The sequence below is a fragment of the Nostoc sp. genome, from assembly GCF_036919495.1.
Lineage (GTDB): Bacteria > Cyanobacteriota > Cyanobacteriia > Cyanobacteriales > Nostocaceae > Nostoc.
Genome location: NZ_JBALBZ010000020.1, coordinates 46192 through 60775, shown reverse-complemented (window position 1 = coordinate 60775; position 14584 = coordinate 46192). Strand labels below are relative to the sequence as shown.

Below are 14584 nucleotides of genomic sequence, written 5' to 3'. Positions count from 1 at the left end.
ATCCTGCCAATGTGCCGTCCATACTACAACTTCGCTGTGCCTACCTCAATGGTCAACTTGCTATCTAATGTCTTTGCAAAAATGGGATGCTCCCAGTCGTTGTCCATTGCTCTGGTGGAATTGGACGTACTGGCCATATTTTAGCGGCATGGCTAGTTAGCGTCCGAGGATTATCAAATCAAGCTGCAATAAATGCTGTCAAAAAAACAGGTAGAAATCCTTATGAAGCTGCGTTAGTTGCTGTATTTAGAGGTAGAAATCCCTTGACATTTGTAAAAGAACTTGACATGCTTCTGAATGATTGCCGTCTCGCAGTGAATAAAACATTTTGATGCTATTATCCTGTTTAATCAGTCTATTGATGAGGTAAATTCTATGGCAATGGTTCTAGATAAAGTAGTTCCTTTTGGGAGGTCAATGGATGAATATATAAAAATATTTAATTTAACAAATGCAGATTTAAATAAAAGCATTGTTGGGATCGGGGATGGCCCGGCAAGCTTTAATGCAGAAATGACACGTCAAGGTAAAAGTGTAGTTTCTGTTGATCCACTCTACCAATTTTCTGGCGATGAGATATTGCAAAGATTTAATGAAGTGGTAGATAACATTATTAACCAAGTCAAGGCTACATCGAATAATTGGGTATGGAGCTATCATAAATCTCCAGATGATTTGCGACACAATCGAGTTAAAGTTATTCAAGAATTTCTGTCTGATTATGAAATTGGCAAAAAGAGCAACAGATACACAGTCGGTGAATTGCCAAAATTGGCATTTAATAATCAAGAATTTGATATAGCTCTTTGTTCACATTTATTATTTTTATATTCAGATCATCTCGATTACGATTTTCACTTAAATTCAGTAGGTGAGATGTTGCGTATTGCTAAAGAAGTCAGAATATTTCCCCTCATAACTTTAATGTGGAAAGATTCACAACATTTAGATGAAATAGTAAAATATTACACTTCAAAAGGTTACAAGATAGATATTGAAAAGGTTGAATACGAATTACAGCCTGGTGGAAATAAAATGTTGAAGATAACGAGAGATGTTATATAATTCATACTCATAGAGAATTGGTATAACCATTAGGGTGGAATCTCATAACCATCGGGTATATACGATTATTCTGCAAACATTTCAGTTAAGGTATCTAAAACTGCTTTTTGTTCATCAGAGTCAATCTGACCTAGCTTTTTGACTAATCGAGTTTTGTCAACTGTACGAATTTGATCTAGAACGATTTGCCCATCCTTGCCCTGAAACTGACAAGCAACACGAGTCGGATAAGACTGTCCTTTAGTTGTCATTGGAGCAACAATAACCGTGGCAATATATTTATTCATCTCATCTGGTGAAATTACTACACAAGGTCTTGTCTTCTGAATCTCACTGCCAACCGTTGGGTCGAGGTTAACCAAAAACACATCAAATCGATTGACTACCACTCCCACTCTTGATGCTCCCACTCTGTAGTTACGCCATCATCGAGCAGTGCATCGTCATGTTGCTTTGCCATTCTTGCAAATGCTTCATCCCACCCCTTACGCGATTGAGAGGCAGCACGGACAATTAAGTGACAATCTTGAATTTCAATTTCCACCTCTTCACCAATACCACTTTGTTCCAGCAGAAGTTTAGGAATGCGGATACCTTGAGAATTCCCGATTTTAACGATACGGGTTCTAATTGCTGTTCCCATGAGGATATTTATCCTGAATTGTAATTACATTGTGATTACTAATCAGTATTTTGTCAAGAAGCGCTCAATTTTTCAATAATTTTTAATGCGATCGCTCTGGGCACAACCACTTATGCTGTCACCATTGACCGTACTGAATCAGGGGATGCTGGCTCAAAATGTAACACCATAATTTGCTCTGGGCGTAAACCGACAGATTCATAAGTGCGGCCGGAGCGATCGCTAAATTCAACTTCAAATGCAGCGCCACCTGCTAATAATTCTACGACTGCGCCAACTTGACCACGGTACAGGTTGTATTCAGGCAGATCAACTATCAGTGCTACTACATCCAGCAACTTGATTGTACTTTTAGTCATCTTGTATCACTTCCAGATATTACAGAGGATAGCAGGTTGTTAATCTTGGGACATCAGAACCTTCTTCGATAATCCAACCACTGCGAATGCTCGCACTTCTATCTTGCCATTCCAACGTGAAATCTAGAGTATAGCGTTGTCCAAATTCATCACGCCGTCCCAAGCGAACTTCATGTGTTTTGACTGTTTCCAAAAGAATTTGGCGTAATTTCTCAGCATTATCTGCTGTCATACCTAAGATTGATAAAAATTTATGCCAGAAGTCTATTGACTTCTGGTAAATCTATTGAGAAGCTAATAGTTAGATTTACTAATTAATAGAAGTGCATCAAACTTGTGACAATACTGACGGGAAAAATAAATCGATCGCAACCTCAAGAAGAAGCAAAACCGTTGATTTTGGAAACTCAGGGACTCACGCGCCGTTTTGGGAAGTTAACCGCAGTTAATAACCTGAGCATATCTGTGGAACAGGGGGAAGTGTTTGGACTACTTGGCCCTAATGGCGCAGGGAAAAGTACAGTTATTAAGATGTTGACAACCTTGTTACCTATCAGTGCAGGGAAAGCAACCTTAGCTGGCTATGATGTGGCTCGTGAATCTAATCCTGTGAGACGGGCTATCGGCTATGTACCCCAGGCGCTTTCTGCTGATGGTAGTCTCACGGGTTACGAAAATCTCTTAATCTTTGCCAAGCTGTATGGAATACCTGCTAAAGGACGCGATCGCCGCATCTATGAAATTCTAGAATACATGGGTTTGCAAGATGCGGCGAAACGCTTGGTACGAAACTACTCTGGCGGGATGATCCGCAAGCTGGAAATCGGCATATCAGTTCTACATCAACCCCAAATTTTGTTTCTTGATGAGCCGACTGTCGGACTAGATCCCATCGCTCGAACTCAAGTATGGCAGCTTGTACTACAACTCTGTGCTGATTACGGCACAACTATATTTTTAACAACCCACTTTTTAGAAGAAGCGGATAGCTTATGTAACCGAGTGGCAATTATGCAGCAAGGTGAAGTCGTTACCACAGGTACACCAACCGATTTAAAAGCTTCTTTAGATAACCCAAATGCAACTTTGGATGATGTCTTTATTCACTATACAGGCGACCAGTTAACATCAGGAGTGAACTACCGTGACACAGCAAGAACCAGACGTACTGCTCAACGGTTGGGTTAAAGCACCACCCACTGTCCGAGTAAATTTGATCTCTGCAATTAAAGAGCTAGTAACGAAAACCCTGGCGATCGCAGAATTGGAAATACGTAAACTCCGCCACGATCCCACTGATTTAATAGTTCGGGCTGTACAACCAGCTTTATGGCTGCTGATCTTTGGGCAAGTTTTCTCCCGGACTCGCGCGATTCCAACAGGCAACTTACCCTATTTGGACTTCATTTCTGCTGGCATCTTGGCTCAGAGTATTTTATTTGTGGCAATTTTCAGTGGTGGGATGACGCTAATCTGGGAGCGAGATTTAGGGATTGTCCATAAATTTTTAGCTAGTCCTACACCCCGTGTAGCGATGGTGTTGGGCAAAGGTTTGGCATGTGGGGTACGGTGCTTATCTCAGGTAATATTCATTTACGGATTGTCATTTTTATTAGGTGTCAAACTAAATCTTCATCCCCTAGCTATTCTCCAAGTGCTAGTGATAGTCATGCTGGGGGCGGGTTCCTTTTGTATTTTTTCATTAATTATTGGCTGTTTGGTGAAAAGCCGAGAAAGAATGACGGGTATTGGACAATTGTTAACCATGCCGTTATTTTTTGCTAGCAACGCCATATATCCGATCTCGTTGATGCCCAATTGGTTAAAGTTCATTTCCCATTTAAATCCCTTGACTTATGAGGTTGACGGGTTACGCAGCACCATGCTGTTAAACGGCACTAGCATCTATGGCTTTGGTCTGGATTGTACAATTCTCTTATTCACATTAATAATTTTGGCCATCCTTGGTGGAAAAGTTTATCCACGGGTGGCCATGTAACTAGGAGAACAACAAGCCCATGACCTTGGATAAACCTAATCAAGGTGCAACTTCCGAAGAATGTGCCGCTAGAGTAATGGAGACAGTTCCATTAATGATGCGGTTTATCCGAGCGGATATGCGTGCCCATAGTGCCGCTTTTTTATCTATACCTCAATTGCGATCGCTAGCATTTATCAACCGTAATCCTGGTGCTTCATTGTCTGACTTAGCAGAGCATTTAGGTGTCACCTCTGCCACGGCATCAGCAACCATAGAACGCTTGGTACAACGGGACTTCGTGAAACGGATTGCTCATCCTCAAGAGCGGCGGCGGGTACTGCTGAATTTAACTGAAGATGGAAAACACCATCTTAAGCAATCCCAAGATCAAACTCGCGCTCATATTACTGACTTGCTGAAAGGTCTTTCAGAAGACCAAATTTCCAACATTGAAGAAGGCTTAACTCTACTAAAAAATGTCTTCGAGAAAACAGAACTCAAAGCCCCATAACTTTGAGGTTGCACAACACGATCCCTTTGCAGCCTTTAAGTTTCGAGACTATCGGCTATTTACCATCGGACGGCTAGTGCTGTTCGTGGGGTCGCAAATGCAAACTGTAGCGATTGGCTGGGAACTCTATGAGCGCACTAACTCAGCGATCGCTTTAGGTGGTGTAGGACTGGCGCAAGTCCTACCAATGATTGTTCGTCTATGTTGATGCTGACGCTTGGTGGCGCATTAGATAGTATTAGCGTTGTGATTCGTCATACATTAGTTCAAATCAGAACACCGGATCATTTGCGTGGTCGAGTTGCTGCTATTAATAGCGTGTTTATTAGTGCCTCAAATGAATTAGGCGGCTTTGAGTCCGGCTTGACTGCTGCTTTATTTGGCCCGGTGATTTCCGTTGTGGGTGGTGGAATTGGCACAATTATAGTGGTTATTGCTACGGCAATGATTTGGCCGGGAATTCGCAAGTTAGGGGCTTTGCAGGAGTATAAATAAATTTAAAATGGAAGTATTAGATGATAGAATTATATCCACTACTAAATCTTCCATAAATAATAAAAACCCCACCCTATGCAAAAGCTACAAACTTATAATTGTTATCTCTTGCTAGGATGGAATTTTTGTTTAGTGGAAGTTGCATATCGCTTAATTAAGAGGTAGACAAACCCAGAGTTTTAGGATTATGTCTAACTTAAATTTACCACTTGCAACACTAAGCAGTTGGGCTACCACCAATATTTGGTATACTGCCTCCGCTTGGAATACCAAACTGAGAAGGATTGAAGCTATCAGCCGTTGGAATACCATACTTAGAAAGGTCGAAGCTATCAGCCGTTGGGATGCCAGAGCTACCTAAACTAAAGCTGCCTTCTTTTGGAATACCATACTTATCAAAATCGAAGCTGCCTTCTTTTGGAATGCCATACTTATCAAAATCGAAGCTGCCTTCTTTTGGAATGCCATACTTAGCAGGATCGAAACTGCCTTCTTTGGGAATTCCATACTTATCAAAATCGAAGCTGTCAGCCGTTGGGATGCCAAAAGCGCCTCCAGGTGCGAAAGGATCGCTCAAGTTGCTAGCCTGACCACCACCATTAACGGTATTACCAAAAACAGAATTTGAATCAGATGCCATTAGAGTTTATTCTCCTATTAGGACATAAATTTTGCTTCATTAATAAATATCAAAAAAGCAATATTAAGCTTATTTTGTAGATTTTTAATTGTTTTTTAATTGCTAATATTGAGCTTTTCTGACTGAATTACAAAGTGTTTTTCTGAAATTTGCTGGCTAAAATAAACTGTGATTTACGCTGGTTATGTCAACAAATATAAAAAAAATAACTTATTTTTACAATGAAAAATCTTTAGATGCTTGTACCAAATCTTTAGATGCTTATGTCAAATCTTTAGATACTTTTACTAATACAATTTGCAGGGTAAGATCATTTAAATTGGTATAAATGGGACTTGACAAATGGACATCATGAGTAAAAGGACAGTAATGCTGTTTTAAAAATTTCAAGGAGCAGATTATTCTCATACCTCAAAAATCTCATTAGATCGAAAAGTTTTACCATTTATTGCATTGATTTTAGTTATAGAACAGAATTCGCTAGAATCCTCTTATACTAATTTTCTAAAAAAATACACTTAATCTTTATTAAACGAACCGCAGAAGCAAGCTATGTGCAGAGGGCGCACACATATTACACATTCGCGTAGCGTCTAGTATAGAAGTCGGTTCAATAATTTTCATAGTGGCTACAATTGTTACCCAAAATCAACTTCAAAAGTTGCGTCCAAGCGATCGCACCCATATTATGCTGTCGATTAGGATATAGAAGATTCTGACGAGTGACAAAATAGACTGGAAACAACTCCTAGCAAAGCGTTGCAGGAGTTCTTTTATCCGAAAATTTATTCTTCCAGGATTTTAGAGATTTTTTAACTCGCAGTTATATACAAATGTTCTCAAGTAAGCTATTATTCTCATGATGATTTAATAGTAATTATAGTTAATAAGGTTATCCATGCTTTTTCCCTTCTTGATCATGTTCCGAGAGGGCGTTGAAGCTGCACTTGTCGTTGGGATAATTGCCAGCTATCTTAAGCAAACTGGTCGTACCCATTTGATGAAGTCAGTTTGGATTGGCATCGCACTAGCGACTTTTATTTGTCTAGCTGCTGGGATCATTTTGCAAATAACCAGTCAGGAGTTTCCGCAAAAAGAACAGGAACTATTTGAAGCGATAATTTCCATCGTCGCAGTTGGGGTTCTCACCTGGATGGTTTTTTGGATGCGCCGTGCAGCTCGTTTGATGAAAGGCGAGTTACAGTCTCAAATTGAAACTGCCATTCAGTCGGGGGATAAATGGGGTACAGCACTGGTGGGGATGTCATTCTTTGCAGTGCTGCGGGAAGGTCTGGAAACAGTAGTGTTTCTGCTGGCCACGTTTCAGCAAAATTTGGGAATTCAAGCTCCCGTGGGGGCTTTGTTTGGATATGCAGCCGCACTAGCCGTTGGTGTAGGCATCTATCAGGGTGGTATTCGCATCAACTTGAGGCGATTTTTTAAATGGACAGGAGCCTTCATTATTCTGGTTGCTGCTGGACTCTTAGGAAGTGGGGTGAGAGCTTTCCATGAAGCCGGAGTGTGGAATTTACTGCAAACAGTGGTATTCGATGCTAGTGGGGTACTTCCCAAGAACGGGTTTATCGGTTCACTTTTGGCAGGATTTTTTGGATATAACGATGCCCCAACTGTGAGCGAGGCGATCACCTATTTTGGCTATCTAATTCCTACCATGTCGCTGTTCTTCTTAGGGGATAACGCTAGACAGAAGACTACAGCAAGGCATTCCTAGTAGTCCGCGAAGTCAACAATGCTTGGTTTGTAGTGAGCGCTTGGGCGCTCAAATCAAGGACTAAAGTCCTTACTACGAACTTATTCACCCAATCATTGTTAGTGTGGTGGACTACTAACTACTTCAATAATTAATTTTTAGGAAAATACAACAATGAAAAATGTTTTAAAGTATTCAACAATTATCTGTCTAATTGCCTTGACAGTAGCTGCTTGTGAATCCAACAAATCAAGCGAGACTTCCGTAAATAATTCTCCAGAAGCTAAAGTAGCCAGTGATACTTCTAGCAGCAAGTCTGCGGAAACTGCTTTGGCTGTGACAGATAAAGGTTGCGAACCCAATCAGCTGACAGTAGCATCTGGGCAAAACAGCTTTGTACTTACCAACAAAAGCAGCCAACCTTTGGAGTGGGAGATTTTGTCTGGGGTGAAAGTCGTTGAGGAAAAGGAAAATATTGCTCCTGGCTTTGTTCAAAAACTCAAAACCAATCTAGAACCAGGTGAGTATGATATGGCTTGCGGTTTACGCAGCAATCCCAAAGGGAAACTCACAGTGAAGGCTGGAGTTGGAGATTCTCAAGCCAAAGGGACTGTCGATCAGGGTAAATTAGTAGGTGCGATCGCAGAATACAAAGTCTACGTCACTAAAGAAACTGACCAACTAGTGGCAGATAACAAGACCTTCACCGATGCCGTGATTGCTGGCGACCTTGCTAAGGCTCAGAAACTCTATCCCTCTACCCATGTTCATTGGGAACGTGCAGAACCGATAGCTGAACTGTTCTCCGACCTCGATAAAACGATGGATTCCCGTGCTGATGACTTTGCTAAAAAAGAGGCCGATCCACAATTCACTGGATACCATCGCATAGAGAAAGCTTTATTCCAGGACAAAACTACAAAAGGCATGAAGCCCTTTGCCGAAAAGCTACACAAAGATGGGCTAGAACTACAAAAGCGCATTGCTACCTTGACCATTGAACCGAAAAATATGGTTGGCGGTGCTGCTGACTTAATTGAAGAAGTGGCTGCTACCAAAATTTCTGGAGAAGAAGACCGTTACAGCCATACCGATCTGTGGGACTTCAGCGCTAATGTAGATGGTTCCCAAAAGATTGTGGAGTTATTGCGCCCCGTCATCCAAACAGCCAACCCAGATTTACTGGCGCGTGTAGATACAAATTTCACCAAAGTTAACCAAAAACTTGCTAAATATAAAACCCCTGATGGTGGTTTTGCTACCTACGACAAGGTGAGTGAAACAGACAAGAAAGATATGAAAACAGCGATCGCTGCTCTTTCTGAAGATTTGTCTCAGTTACGCGGCACTCTGGGCGTTAATTAATAGAGATTTGAGTGAAAAAGAATTGTTTTGACGTGGCACTGCTACGTCAAAACAACGGTTGTGGATAACGCATATTTAATTTCACTAAGTCGCCGCGATAGCGTAGCGTTAGCGAGGAACGAGCGTCGGAGTCCACCACCATACATAAAAGTTGGTGGGGGAGGAACGCCGCTCCGGTACTGGGTACTGGGTACTGGGGACTGGAAAAAGTTTTTTAAAATTTGGTGGTGGGTAATGAGCAACCATCATAATTTTAAGGGTTTTACACCCAGACCCCAATCCCTAATCCCCAGTAAAGAGTCCCTTTTACCAGAAGTCTAATTTGTAAACTATGTCTATTACAAAGCAACCAAGTTTACGCATTACTCGCAAGCTAAGGCGTCGTGACTTGCTCATCGGTATGGCAGCAGCCGGTGGAGTAGCAGCTTTGACCAGTTTGGGTTATCGTACTCTTTTAGAAACTACTGAAGACCCATCTGAAGAGGTCGTACCGTTCTTTGGACTTCACCAAGCAGGTATTCTTACCCCTACTCCTGCTTCTGGGTTGATGGTCGCATTTGATACAACTGCTCAAAATAAAGCAGATTTAGTGCGATTGTTCAAAACTTTAACTGATCGGATTCAGTTTCTCATGGCAGGGGGAACACCCAAGTCGCGCGACCCCAAATTTCCACCCAATGATTCGGGGATTCTTGGGCCTGTAGTAGTTCCCAATAACCTGACAATCACTCTAGCTGTGGGTAACTCGTTGTTCGATAACCGTTTTGGACTTGGCAAATTAAAACCCAAACGCTTAGACACTATGCCAGGTTTTCCCAACGATCAGCTTGACCCAGATTTATGTCATGGGGATATACTGTTGCAATTCTGTGCGAATACTGAGGAATCGAATCTCCACGCTTTACGCGACATCGTTAAGAACTTACCTGACTTGATAACTTTGCGTTGGCAAATAGAAGGTTTTCTACCGCCGAATACCCACAAAAAACAAGGCAAATCTACGGTGCGTAACCTGCTTGGTTTTAAAGATGGGACGGCAAATCTAGATGCTAGCGATGAAAAATTGATGAACCGGATTGTCTGGGTACAGCCAAACACTGGCGAACCAGCTTGGACAGTAGGGGGAAGCTATCAAGTGGTGCGAGTGATCCGCAACTTAGTCGAACGCTGGGATCGGACACCACTACAGGAGCAAGAGACAATTATTGGGCGCAATAAGGACTCTGGCTCACCTTTGGGGATGAACCACGAGAAAGATATTCCCAATTATGCCAAAGACCCAAAGGGTCAACAAATCCCTCTAGATGCTCATATCCGCCTTGCTAATCCCCGCAAATCAGAGTTGGGTTTGATTCTGCGGCGTGGTTTCAACTATTCACGCGGGTTTGACAAAGCTGGACATTTAGATATGGGTTTGTTGTTTGTCTGTTTTCAGGCTGATTTAGAAAAGGGCTTTGTGACAGTGCAAAATCGCTTGATTGGGGAACCTTTGGAGGAGTATATTCGCCCCATTGGTGGTGGATATTTCTTCGCCTTACCTGGTGTCAAGGCTGAAGGAAGTTATCTCGGTCAGTCATTACTAGAAACGTAGATTTATTAAGAAAGGCTTCAGCGCAGGAAGCAGAAGGGAATACTGCTTCCTGCGCTGAAGCCTGTGACCAAAGCGAACTTGCGGTCTAAAACCCCGTCGTCTACAGGGCGCTTACAATTAGGCGGGGATTCAGACTCCGCTTAATTGTTCATAAAAACCTTCTACCCTCTGCCTCCTGCCTTCTTCAACTTTAATTTTTAATTTTTTGACGATGGTTAGCAGCTTGTAATAGCAGAGATTCGGCAAAAGCGATCGCATCACTTGCAGATTTACCACCAGCTAACTGTGCTAGTTCTTCCCGGCGAGTATTTAAATTCTCCAAGGTAGTAACTCTAACAACAGTACGCTGTTCGGCGTTGTCATTGTTGGCTTTTTTACCTTTGCCTTGATTGATAGTTTGCTTATCTACGCGGAAATGACGATCGGCCATTGCCGCAACTAAAGGCTGGTGGGTAACACATAAGACTTGGTTGCGTTGACTTAGCTGGTGTAATTTTTCAGCGATCGCTTGGGCGACTCTTCCTGAAACCCCGACATCAATTTCATCAAAAACCATTGTCCCAGCCACATCAACCTGAGAAAAACAAGCTTTCAGCGCTAGTAAAAAGCGGCTCATTTCCCCGCCAGAGGCAACTTCCGTTAAAGGTTGCAGTGGTTCTCCAGGGTTGGAACTAAATGTAAAAGTAATTTTATCTGCTCCGGTGGCAGTTGGGAAAGCTGGTAATATTTCAACTAAAAATTTCACCTTTTCCATCGCTAAGGGCTTGAGTTCAGCTATCAAACGTGACTCTAAATTAGCAGCCGCCTTACCCCGTAGTTGAGTTAACTGATTACTTGCTTGGGTGAGTTTTTCAAAACACAGCTTTTCTTGCTGTTCTAACTTTTCGATAGATTGTTCGCTGTCATTAAGTTGGGCTAATTCCCCTTGGATACGCTGGTAATAAGCGATCGCTTCTGTAAGTGTCGGCCCATACTTGCGGCAAATTTGCTTTAATTCCTGAATTCTTTCTTCCACCTCTGACAATCGGTGCGGATCTGCTTCTAATCCATCCCCATAAGCATTAATCTGTCTTCCTACTTCCATTACCGCAGCTTGCGCGTCCCGCACCAATTCTAATAGGGGTTGCAATTGCGTATCATATTCCACCATGTCATTTAATATTGCCTCACTGTCTCCCAATAAATCACCTGCGGCGGGAGTTTCATTGTCGTTTTGATACAAAGCCTGATAAACCTTGTAACTCATTTGTTGCAAATCGACGACATGATTTAGGCGTTCCCGTTCTTGTCCCAACTGTTCCAATTCATCAGGTTCGCACAGATTGGCTGCTCCCAATTCTTGCACTTGATAAGTGAGCAAGTCGAGTTGTTGCAACCGTTCCCGTTCTGATGTGCGGCGTTTTTCTAGTGCTAAATTAGCCTGTTGGTAAGCACTGAAGCTAGTGGCAACTTTATGACGCTGCTGCATTAGAGAATCACCGCCATATAAATCCAACCAGTCGCGGACTTGGGCAGATTGTCCCACCTGTACAGTTTGACCTTGGGCGGTGATTTCCACCAAGCGATCGCGCATTCCTCCCATAATCTGCCGATTGACCAACACGCCATTTACCCGCGATCGACTGCGGATATTACTAGCAGTAGCTGTGATTTCTCGGCTAATCACTACGGAATTTTCATCAAGCAAATCTATTTCTTGTTCAGTTAACCAAGCGGCTAGGGGGGCGTTTGAGGTGAATGTCGCTTCTACCAATGCCCGACTTGTTCCCGTGCGAATAACTCGACTAGAGACTTTACCGCCTAAAGCGGCATCAATGGCATCTAAGATAATCGATTTTCCAGCGCCGGTTTCACCTGTTAACACATTTAGTCCCGCGCCAAATTCCAATTCCAGTTGGTCAATTAGGGCAAAGTTTTCAATTCGCAGGCAAAGCAACATCAAGCCAAATTCTCCATGAGGGCAGATGCCGGATACTTCCAACTTACAGGATAATAAGTCTAATCTTTGAGCAACTAGCAATACCTAATACTATTGAACTAGTATGCCCGTTTAAGTGTAGCAAACCACTGGGTACTGGCGACTGGGTAGGGAAAAGAATTTTTTAATCCTAATGCCCAATGCCTAATGGCCTATGTCCAATCCATCAACATATTGTTACAATACTTAATGTGATCGTTCTGACTGGTGGCCATTCTTCATGATTGTTAAGACACTTCCCCCTAGTTCCCGACCGATTCAGGAGGACAGTAGCAACGGCACAAATAGCCGAGGCGAACTGGACGTTATTGATATAGTGCCAGAAGATGGTACACCAAGATTAGTTGTTCGCTCACCAAGGCTCTTAGCAGCCCAAAAGGTAAGGACAACAGCCCAACCTGAGACGCTTTACGATCCTGTAGGCATAGCGGCACATTACCAAAACAGAAAAGTGCAAGTTATACGGCGGATTTTCGCCGTGTTAGGGCCGACTCTATCCTTTGTTTTTGGGTTGTGGTCGGATAGTAAACGGGGAATTGTCGTCAAAAACGATCGCCGCCGAGCTACTCAATTACGAGTATTGCTGACTAAACTGGGGCCCGCTTATATCAAAATTGGACAAGCTTTATCCACCAGACCGGATCTGGTTCCTCCGGTATATTTAGAAGAATTAACTAAACTACAAGACCAATTACCGCCTTTTCCCAACGAAATTGCTTACCAGTTTATTAAAGAAGAATTAGGCGCACCTCCAGAAGAGGTTTACGCTGAACTCTCGGCCCAACCAATTGCTGCGGCTTCATTGGGGCAAGTGTATAAAGGTAAGCTCAAAACTGGTGAAGAAGTTGCTGTTAAAGTTCAACGCCCCGACTTAAGAGAGGGGATTACCATTGACTTGTATATCTTGCGTAACCTCGCCGCTTGGGTGCAGAAAAAGGTCAAACGGGTAAGAAGTGACTTAGTTGGGATTCTCGATGAATTAGGCGATCGCATTTTTGAAGAGATGGATTACATCCATGAAGGCGAAAATGCCGAGCGATTTTTCGAGTTATACGGTCATATAAAAGACGTATATGTACCGAAAATTTACTGGGAATATACCAATCGCCGCGTCTTGACGATGGAGTGGATTAACGGTACTAAATTAACCCAGACAGAAGAAATTAGCGCCCAAGGTATAGATGCTCGTTATCTAATTGAAGTGGGTGTGCAGTGTTCCCTGCGCCAGTTGCTAGAACATGGATTTTTCCATGCAGATCCCCACCCTGGTAATTTGTTAGCAACAACCGATGGTAAGTTAGCTTATCTCGACTTTGGGATGATGAGCGAGATTAAACCACCACAGCGTTATGGTTTGATTGAAGCGATCGTCCACGTCGTCAACCGCGATTTTGAAGGATTAGCAAAAGATTACGTTAAATTAGATTTTTTATCACCAGAAACCGATTTAACACCAATTATCCCAGCTTTTGCAAGAGTCTTTGCTGATGCCCAAGGAGCCAGCGTTGCCGAACTTAACATTAAAAGCATCACTGATGAACTATCGGCTTTGATGTATGAGTATCCTTTCCGTGTACCGCCTTACTACGCCTTAATTATTCGCTCCCTGGTGACACTTGAAGGTATTGCAATATATATAGATCCTAACTTTAAAGTCCTCAGCGAAGCTTATCCCTACGTTTCTAAACGCCTGTTAACCGATCCAGCTCCGCAATTAAGAGCATCATTGCAAGATTTGCTATTTAAAGATGGTAGATTTCGCTGGAACCGCTTAGAAAACTTGTTAAAAAATGCGCGTAATAGTCAAGACTACGACTTTAATTTAGTGCTGAATCAGGGGATAGAATTTCTAGCATCTGAACGCGGTGCTTTTATTCGTGACAAGCTAGTAGATGAATCTGTTAACGGACTCGATGCTTTAGGTAAAAATGTTTTGCATAACTTCACCTATTTGCTGCGGGAACGTGTAGGGTTGACAGCAGTTAATGAAACTCCGGCGGCGACAGTTGAGCAACAACAAACCTTGGAGCATATCAAACGTATATTAGGTATTCTCCGAGAAACACGAGGCTTTGATCCGATGGAATTTGCGCCCAAAATTGCCCAGTTATTGGTAAATTCAGATGTACAGCGTTTGGGTCAACAAATTGCCAACCGCTTTACGCAAAAGGCTGTAGCCAGATTAATTCGGCAATTATTGGCATCGTAGTCAGAGTTAGGAGTTTTATTAAGTATGCACTCAGCA

General features: G+C 42.5%; 16 protein-coding genes and 1 pseudogene. 11 read left to right on the top strand and 6 right to left on the bottom strand.

Annotated features, from left to right (window positions below; translation table 11 throughout):
* Positions 1-86: 86 nt before the first annotated feature.
* Both V7K25_RS02325 and V7K25_RS02320 read left to right on the top strand, forming a co-directional pair.
* Complete coding sequence (locus V7K25_RS02325) at positions 87-332, top strand: protein-tyrosine phosphatase family protein (RefSeq protein WP_335154702.1); 246 nt, start codon at positions 87-89, stop codon at positions 330-332.
* A 43-nt stretch (positions 333-375) separates the two neighbouring features.
* On the top strand, positions 376-1065 hold the full coding sequence (locus V7K25_RS02320; RefSeq protein WP_335154700.1) for an SAM-dependent methyltransferase: 690 nt from the start codon (positions 376-378) through the stop codon (positions 1063-1065).
* A gap of 65 nt (positions 1066-1130) precedes the next feature.
* On the opposite strand, the gene V7K25_RS02315 is transcribed toward V7K25_RS02320, so the two are convergent.
* From V7K25_RS02315 to V7K25_RS02300, 4 genes are all read right to left on the bottom strand, one after another.
* A complete protein-coding gene (locus tag V7K25_RS02315; protein WP_335154698.1) occupies positions 1131-1475 on the bottom strand; it encodes a type II toxin-antitoxin system PemK/MazF family toxin in 345 nt (114 codons plus the stop codon).
* Positions 1448-1708, bottom strand: coding sequence for an AbrB/MazE/SpoVT family DNA-binding domain-containing protein (locus tag V7K25_RS02310; RefSeq protein WP_100902597.1), 261 nt, complete (start codon positions 1706-1708; stop codon positions 1448-1450). Before V7K25_RS02310 ends, V7K25_RS02315 begins: the two co-directional genes overlap by 28 nt.
* A gap of 110 nt (positions 1709-1818) precedes the next feature.
* A complete protein-coding gene (locus V7K25_RS02305; RefSeq protein WP_335154695.1) occupies positions 1819-2067 on the bottom strand; it encodes a DUF4926 domain-containing protein in 249 nt (82 codons plus the stop codon).
* Positions 2068-2086: 19 nt separating this feature from the next.
* Positions 2087-2308, bottom strand: a complete 222-nt coding sequence (locus V7K25_RS02300) for a DUF6883 domain-containing protein (RefSeq protein ID WP_335154710.1) — start codon at positions 2306-2308, stop codon at positions 2087-2089.
* A gap of 95 nt (positions 2309-2403) precedes the next feature.
* Here V7K25_RS02300 and V7K25_RS02295 point away from each other — a divergent pair, with 95 nt between their 5' ends.
* From V7K25_RS02295 to V7K25_RS02280, 4 genes and pseudogenes are all read left to right on the top strand, one after another.
* Complete coding sequence (locus V7K25_RS02295; protein WP_335154693.1) at positions 2404-3255, top strand: ABC transporter ATP-binding protein; 852 nt, start codon at positions 2404-2406, stop codon at positions 3253-3255.
* A complete protein-coding gene (locus V7K25_RS02290; RefSeq protein ID WP_335154691.1) occupies positions 3212-4066 on the top strand; it encodes an ABC transporter permease in 855 nt (284 codons plus the stop codon). Before V7K25_RS02295 ends, V7K25_RS02290 begins: the two co-directional genes overlap by 44 nt.
* A gap of 19 nt (positions 4067-4085) precedes the next feature.
* On the top strand, positions 4086-4559 hold the full coding sequence (locus V7K25_RS02285) for a MarR family winged helix-turn-helix transcriptional regulator (protein ID WP_292738255.1): 474 nt from the start codon (positions 4086-4088) through the stop codon (positions 4557-4559).
* Positions 4525-5054, top strand: a pseudogene (locus V7K25_RS02280) (hypothetical protein). The gene V7K25_RS02285 and the pseudogene V7K25_RS02280 overlap by 35 nt, the downstream one beginning before the upstream one ends.
* Before the next feature lie 217 nt (positions 5055-5271).
* Here the strand turns inward: V7K25_RS02280 and V7K25_RS02275 are convergent.
* Positions 5272-5694: a hypothetical protein gene (locus V7K25_RS02275; RefSeq protein WP_335154689.1), complete on the bottom strand. Its 423-nt coding sequence runs from the start codon at positions 5692-5694 to the stop codon at positions 5272-5274.
* 898 nt (positions 5695-6592) lie between these two features.
* Here V7K25_RS02275 and efeU point away from each other — a divergent pair.
* The 4 genes from efeU to efeB all read left to right on the top strand — a co-directional run bounded on the left by efeU (position 6593) and on the right by efeB (position 10361).
* The gene (gene efeU / locus V7K25_RS02270) at positions 6593-7426 is read left to right on the top strand and encodes an iron uptake transporter permease EfeU (RefSeq protein ID WP_335154687.1); all 834 of its coding nucleotides are present in this window, start codon (positions 6593-6595) and stop codon (positions 7424-7426) included.
* Between the two features lie 153 nt (positions 7427-7579).
* Positions 7580-8770, top strand: a complete 1191-nt coding sequence (gene efeO, locus V7K25_RS02265; protein WP_335154685.1) for an iron uptake system protein EfeO — start codon at positions 7580-7582, stop codon at positions 8768-8770.
* A gap of 60 nt (positions 8771-8830) precedes the next feature.
* Positions 8831-9091: a hypothetical protein gene (locus V7K25_RS02260; protein WP_335154683.1), complete on the top strand. Its 261-nt coding sequence runs from the start codon at positions 8831-8833 to the stop codon at positions 9089-9091.
* 10 nt (positions 9092-9101) lie between these two features.
* Complete coding sequence (efeB, locus tag V7K25_RS02255) at positions 9102-10361, top strand: iron uptake transporter deferrochelatase/peroxidase subunit (RefSeq protein WP_335154681.1); 1260 nt, start codon at positions 9102-9104, stop codon at positions 10359-10361.
* A 190-nt stretch (positions 10362-10551) separates the two neighbouring features.
* Here efeB and recN read toward each other — a convergent pair whose 3' ends face one another.
* Positions 10552-12300 carry a DNA repair protein RecN gene (recN, locus tag V7K25_RS02250; protein ID WP_335154679.1) on the bottom strand — a complete coding sequence of 583 codons (1749 nt, stop codon included), beginning with the start codon at positions 12298-12300 and terminating at the stop codon, positions 10552-10554.
* A 259-nt stretch (positions 12301-12559) separates the two neighbouring features.
* On the opposite strand from recN, the gene V7K25_RS02245 reads away from it, so the two are divergent.
* The gene (locus tag V7K25_RS02245) at positions 12560-14548 is read left to right on the top strand and encodes an ABC1 kinase family protein (protein WP_335154677.1); all 1989 of its coding nucleotides are present in this window, start codon (positions 12560-12562) and stop codon (positions 14546-14548) included.
* Positions 14549-14584 lie beyond the last annotated feature (36 nt).